This is a genomic window from Nocardioides sp., from assembly GCF_036401255.1.
GTDB lineage: Bacteria > Actinomycetota > Actinomycetes > Propionibacteriales > Nocardioidaceae > Nocardioides.
In genome coordinates this window covers 1-5,643 of sequence record NZ_DASWVI010000271.1, presented here as the reverse complement: position 1 = coordinate 5,643, position 5,643 = coordinate 1, and the positions used below count along the sequence as shown (strand labels likewise).

Below are 5,643 nucleotides of genomic sequence, written 5' to 3'. Positions count from 1 at the left end.
ACGAGACCGGCGGCGAAGTCCACCAGGCGCTTGGCGTCGGCGTCGTCCATCTCCGAGAGGTTCATGATGACCGGCGTGCCCTCGCGGAAGTTCTCGCCGACGGTGCGCGCCTCGTTGTAGGTGCGCGGGTGCAGGGTCGTGATGCGCGACAGCTCGGCCACCACTCCGGTCGGGCCCGACGCCGGACGGCGGCGCTCGGACAGGTCGGCCACGGGGGCCGGACGGCCCTCCCGCTTCGGCGAGCGCACGGCCACCGGGGCGGTCTCCTGCGTCTCGTACTCGTCGTAGTCGTCGTCGTACCGGCCGGTGTCCTCGAGCAGGCCGAGGTACTCGCCGATCCTGCGCATCGCGCCGCTCATGACTGTTGCCCTCCGGAACTCCGCGCCCGCTGCGGACGCTCACTTGGTGATCTGGACACTACTTGACCTGTGGCCTCGAACCGAGGACCGCGGAACCTATCCGCACGTGTGTCGCGCCCGACCTGACGGCCTCCTCGAGATCGCCGCTCATGCCCGCCGAGAGCCAGGTCGCCTCGGGGTGGTCGACGAGGAAGGAGCGCCGGAGCACAGCCAGCCGCTCGAACGCCGGCGCCGGGTCCGCACCGAGCGGTGCGACCGCCATCAGCCCGCGCAGCCGCAGCTCCTCGGTCTCCCGCACGAGCGCCGCCAGCTGCGCGAGGTCGGCGGGATCGGCACCCGAGCGGCCGGCGCTGCCGGGCGGGTCGAGGCTGACCTGGATCAGCACGTCGAGCGGGCGTCCGCGCTCGCGGGCCCCCCGGGCGAGAGGCGTGACCAGCTTGCGGCGGTCGACCGACTCGACGACGTCGGCGTACGCCGCGACCGCGGCCGCCTTGTTGCTCTGCAGCCCGCCGATGAAGTGCCACCGCAGGCCGAGGTCCGCGCACTCGGCGGCCTTGGCCTCGGCTTCCTGATGGCGGTTCTCGCCGACGTCGCTGACCCCGAGCTCGGCCAGGAGGCGCACGTCGGAGGCGGGGAAGAACTTCGTGACGACGACCAGCTCGACGTCCTCGGGCTCCCGGCCGGCCTCGGCACAGGCGGTCGCGATCCGGCCGCGCACGGTCGTGAGGTTGGCCGCGATCTGGTCGCGGCGCCCGGCGCCGCTCACGACGCGAGCTCCGACATCCACACCAGCCCGGCCAGACGGCCCGCCGCGGCGCCGTCGCGCCGGTAGGAGTGGAGCGTGGGGTCCTCCAGCGTGCAGCCACCGACGCCGACGACCTGCACCCCGGCCGACTCGAGCTGGGACCGCACGCCGGCGCCCAGGTCGAGCGCGGGCGTGCCCCAGCTCGTCTCGGCGTACGCCGACGGGACCTGCGCCACCACCTCGGCCCGCATCTCGGCGGGGACCTCGTAGCAGCGCCCGCACACGTGCGGACCGAGCCAGGCACGCAGCGAGGTCGCGCCCTGGGCGCGCATCTGGCGCACGGCGCTGCCGACGACACCGCGCACCATGCCGTCTCGACCTGCGTGGACCGCGCCCACCACCCCGGCGTCGGGGTCGGCGAGCAGCACCGGCACGCAGTCGGCGACCCGGACCATGAGCCCGAGCCCACGGCGCACCGTCACGAGCGCGTCACCGGTGGGCACCTCGTCGAGACCCATCGGCGCGTCGACCAGGTGCACGTCGTCGCCGTGCACCTGGGTGAGGCGGGCGAACGGCACCCCGCACGCGGCCTCGACCCGGGCGAGCCGCTCGGGGAAGCCGTCGCGCAGACCCTGGAGATCGATGCTGGAGTCGGTGAAGGCGACGTCCACGCGGACCTCACCCTCCACCGTCTCGCGGAATCCGAACATCGTCCTACTTCAAGAAGTCGGGCACGTCCAGGTCGTCGTCGTCGAACTGCATCTGCCGTGGCGGCACCGCGGGCCGGGTGGTCGGCGCCGGGCTCGAGGGCGACCCGGCCGACGGACCGGAGGTGCCGGGCTGCGGGCGGCCGGGAGCGCCGGCCGGGACCTTCGCCTTGTCCGCCTCCGACGGCGCCGTGGTCGACGCCGCGGCGGGAGCGGACGGGGCCGGGACGGGCGCCGAGGCCTGCTTGGGCTCGCGGCGCAGCACCGTGCCCTCGCCGCTGCGCTTGGGCATACCGCCGTCGAACCCGGCGGCGATCACCGTCACCCGGACCTCGTCGCCGAGCGCGTCGTCGATGGTGGCGCCGAAGATGATGTTGGCGTCCTGGTGCACCGCCTCGGCGACGAGTGCGGCCGCCTCGTTGATCTCGAACAGGCCGAGGTCGGAGCCGCCGGCGATCGAGAGCAGCACGCCGTGGGCGCCGTCGATGCTCGCCTCGAGCAGCGGGCTCGACACGGCCATCTCGGCGGCGGCGACCGACCGGTCCTCGCCGCGGGCCGAGCCGATGCCCATCAACGCCGAGCCGGCGTTGGACATCACGGACTTGACGTCGGCGAAGTCGAGGTTGATCAGGCCCGGGGTGGTGATCAGATCGGTGATGCCCGACACGCCCTGGAGCAGCACCTGGTCGGCCTGCTTGAACGCGTCGAGCACCGAGACGTTGCGGTCGCTGATCGAGAGCAGTCGGTCGTTGGGGATCACGATCAGGGTGTCGACCTCCTCGCGGAGCCCGGCGATGCCGTCCTCGGCGGAGGTCGCGCGCCGCTTGCCCTCGAAGGCGAAGGGCCGGGTCACGACACCGATGGTCAGCGCACCGAGCGAGCGCGCGATCCGCGCGACGACCGGCGCGCCGCCGGTCCCGGTGCCGCCGCCCTCGCCGGCGGTGACGAACACCATGTCCGCGCCCTTGAGGACCTCCTCGATCTCGTCCGCGTGGTCCTCCGCGGCCCGGGCGCCCACCTCGGGATTGGCGCCGGCGCCGAGGCCCCGGGTGAGCTCGCGGCCGATGTCGAGCTTGACGTCGGCGTCGCTCATCAAGAGCGCCTGCGCGTCGGTGTTGATCGCGATGAACTCGACGCCCTTGAGCCCGACCTCGATCATCCGGTTGACGGCATTCACGCCACCGCCACCGATGCCCACGACCTTGATGATGGCCAGGTAGTTCTGCGCTGCTGCCACGGCGGATTCGCCTCTCGCTGCTCGGGTACGGGTGCGGGATGTTCGGGGTGTGCCTGTCGGGGAAGCGGCGCGGTGTGTCGATAACCCTGACCCTCAGCCTGAGGGTTATAGTTATGTCAACCTCGCCGTGGTGACGAGACTAGGCAGGAGCGCGCCCCAGATCGTGGCGACACGCCAGGAGCGCGTCGACCTGCACGAAAGTTTCGCCCGAGAGATCAGGAGAGGGTCAGCCGTGCGTGGTCGGCTGCCCGGGGACGCTCACGTCGTAGTACGGCGCGCGGCGGGCCTCGAGCAGGTCGGCCAGCACCCGGGCCTTGAGGTCGGAGTCCTCGGCGCTCCCCCACTCCACGACCCGCCCGTCGCGCAGGTCCAGCGAGATCTCGTCGACGGTCGCCACCTGGACGTGGTCGACCTTGGCCTGCAGGTCGGCGGGCAGCGCGGCCACCACGAGGGCCGCCTCGCGCAGCGCCTCGCTGCCGGTGTCCGACCCGGTCTCCACGCGCGGCAGGTCCGCCGGCGCACGGGCGTAGTCGCGGAAGACCACGCCGTCGGCGTCCATGCCCTGCAGCTGGCCCCCGATCTCGACGACGGCGACCGCCTCGCGCTCCTGCACCTCGATGAGCACCCGGTCGGGCCACTGCCGGGAGACGTCCGCCGACGCCACCGGAGCGAGGGCCTCCACGCGCGAGCGGACGCGGTCCAGGTCGACGCGGGCCAGCGCCTCGCCCTCGGGCACCGCGGCCGCCCGGCGTACCTCCGCGGCGCTGAGCAGGTCGACGCCGTCGACGTCCACTCCCTTGACCGAGAGCCAGGAGGAGAAGTAGACGAGCCAGGCGCCGCCCGCGACCAGTCCGACCAGGAGGACCACCGCGGCGACGTACCGCAGGGCCAGCCAGCGGCGTGCCCACTGCCGGCGCGCGAAGCGGCGGCGGGTGCGCTCGGCCGGGTCACGTCTAGCCATCCAGCAGCTCCAGCACCCGCGGTCCGACCTGGGTGACGGTGCCGGCCCCGAGCGTGAGCACCAGGTCGCCGGGCCGGGCCCGGGAGACGAGCTCGGCGGCGGCGGACTCGAGGTCGGGCGCGTAGGCGACCCGCTCGGGCGGCAGGGGTACGCCGGCCGCCACGGAGGCGCCGGTCACCGCCGGGTCGGCCTCCTCCCGGGCGAGGTAGACGTCGAGGACCACGACCTCGTCGGCGGCCCCGAGCGCGGCGCCCATCGCGGCGCCGAAGATCCGGGTGCGCGAGACCAGGTGCGGCTGGAAGGCCACCAGCACCCGGCCCTCCCCCGCGACGGCGCGCGCGGCCTGCAGGTCGCCGGCGATCTCGGTCGGGTGGTGGGCGTAGCTGTCGTAGACCCGGACCCCCGCGGCCTCGCCCTTGCGCTCCATGCGCCGTTTGGTGCCGGTGTAGGACGTGAGCCCGCGGACCAGGTCCTCGGCGCGGTAGCCGAGCTCGACGCCGGCGGCCAGGGCTGCCAGGGCGTCCGCGCGGTAGTGCTCCCCCGGCGACCAGAGCGTGACGCCGTCGAGCGCCGCGGCGTCCTGGCCCGAGACCGTCACGACGCGCCGCCCGGCGGCCCGGTGCCGCTCGGCCAGGGCGGCTGCTCCCGGGTCGTCTGCCACGCAGACCAAGAAGCCGTCGGGGTCCAGCGTGTCGGCGAACTCGTCGAAGGCGGCCGCGTAGGCCTCGGGCGTCCCCCACTGGTCGAGGTGGTCGGCCTCGATGTTGGTGACGATCGCGGCGTACGGCGCGTAGTGCAAGAACGCCCCGTCGCTCTCGTCGGCCTCGGCGACGAACAGGTCGCCGCTGCCGTCGGCGGCGTTGACGCCCGTGGCCGCGAGGTCGCCGCCGATGGCGTACGCCGGATCCGCGCCGGCGGCCTGCAGGGCCACGGTGAGCAGCGAGGTCGTCGTCGTCTTGCCGTGGGTGCCCGCGACGGCGATCACGCGGCGGCCGGCCATCACCGACGCGAGGGCCGCGGACCGCGGGAGCACCCGCAGCCCCTGGCGCACCGCCTCGAGGTACTCGGGGTTGTCCTCGTGCACCGCGGTCGAGACGACGAGCGTGTCGACGTCGTGGACGTGGACGGCGTCGTGGCCCAGGTGCACCCGGGCCCCGAGCGCGCGCAGCGCCTCGAGCGTCGGCGAGTCCGTGCCGTCGCTGCCGCTGACCGGGACGCCGCGCGCGAGCATGATCCGGGCGATCGCCGAGAGGCCGGCACCGCCGATGCCGACGAAGTGGACGCGCCCCAGCCGGTCCGCGGGCAGCATCTCCTCGGGGACGGGGAGCCTCATCGCGCCGTCGATCCGTGCCGGCCCGCCTCGAGCACGATCCGGGCGACCCGCTCGTCGGCGTCGCGCGGGATGACCGCGGCCGCGGCCGCACCCATCGTGGCGAGCCGCGCGGTGTCGGCGGCGAGGTGCGGCACCGTGCCCGCGACCCACTCGGTCGTGAGGTCGGCGTCGTCGACGAGGATGCCGCCGCCGGCGGCGACGACGGGCTCGGCGTTGCGGCGCTGCTCGCCGTTGCCGATCGGCAGCGGCACGTACACCGCGGGCAGGCCGACGGCCGCCGCCTCGGTCACGCTGTTGGCAC

General features: G+C 74.3%; 7 protein-coding genes. All 7 read right to left on the bottom strand.

Annotation, left to right across the window (positions count from 1 at the left end; genetic code table 11):
- The coding region (locus VGD85_RS12555; RefSeq protein WP_331063782.1) for a cell division protein SepF at positions 1-359 on the bottom strand (359 nt) is incomplete at its 3' end.
- 58 nt (positions 360-417) lie between these two features.
- Positions 418-1,125, bottom strand: coding sequence for a YggS family pyridoxal phosphate-dependent enzyme (locus tag VGD85_RS12550; RefSeq protein ID WP_331063781.1), 708 nt, complete (start codon positions 1,123-1,125; stop codon positions 418-420).
- Positions 1,122-1,814: a polyphenol oxidase family protein gene (locus VGD85_RS12545; protein ID WP_331063780.1), complete on the bottom strand. Its 693-nt coding sequence runs from the start codon at positions 1,812-1,814 to the stop codon at positions 1,122-1,124. The genes VGD85_RS12550 and VGD85_RS12545 overlap by 4 nt, the downstream gene beginning before the upstream one ends.
- A gap of 4 nt (positions 1,815-1,818) precedes the next feature.
- Positions 1,819-3,048 (bottom strand): cell division protein FtsZ, encoded by a 1,230-nt coding sequence (ftsZ, locus tag VGD85_RS12540; protein ID WP_331063779.1) that lies wholly within the window; start codon positions 3,046-3,048, stop codon positions 1,819-1,821.
- Between the two features lie 226 nt (positions 3,049-3,274).
- Positions 3,275-4,009, bottom strand: a complete 735-nt coding sequence (locus tag VGD85_RS12535; RefSeq protein ID WP_331063778.1) for a cell division protein FtsQ/DivIB — start codon at positions 4,007-4,009, stop codon at positions 3,275-3,277.
- Positions 4,002-5,342: a UDP-N-acetylmuramate--L-alanine ligase gene (locus VGD85_RS12530; RefSeq protein WP_331063777.1), complete on the bottom strand. Its 1,341-nt coding sequence runs from the start codon at positions 5,340-5,342 to the stop codon at positions 4,002-4,004. Before VGD85_RS12530 ends, VGD85_RS12535 begins: the two co-directional genes overlap by 8 nt.
- Positions 5,339-5,643: glycosyltransferase (locus tag VGD85_RS12525; RefSeq protein WP_331063776.1), on the bottom strand; the 305-nt coding region annotated here is incomplete at its 5' end. The genes VGD85_RS12525 and VGD85_RS12530, both read right to left, overlap by 4 nt.

Coding starts and splice junctions, on each gene's coding strand:
- VGD85_RS12545 (WP_331063780.1), bottom strand. CDS start 1,814: ATGTTCGGATTCCGCGAGACGGTGGAGGGTGAGGTCCGCGTGGACGTC.
- VGD85_RS12535 (WP_331063778.1), bottom strand. CDS start 4,009: ATGGCTAGACGTGACCCGGCCGAGCGCACCCGCCGCCGCTTCGCGCGC.
- VGD85_RS12530 (WP_331063777.1), bottom strand. CDS start 5,342: ATGAGGCTCCCCGTCCCCGAGGAGATGCTGCCCGCGGACCGGCTGGGG.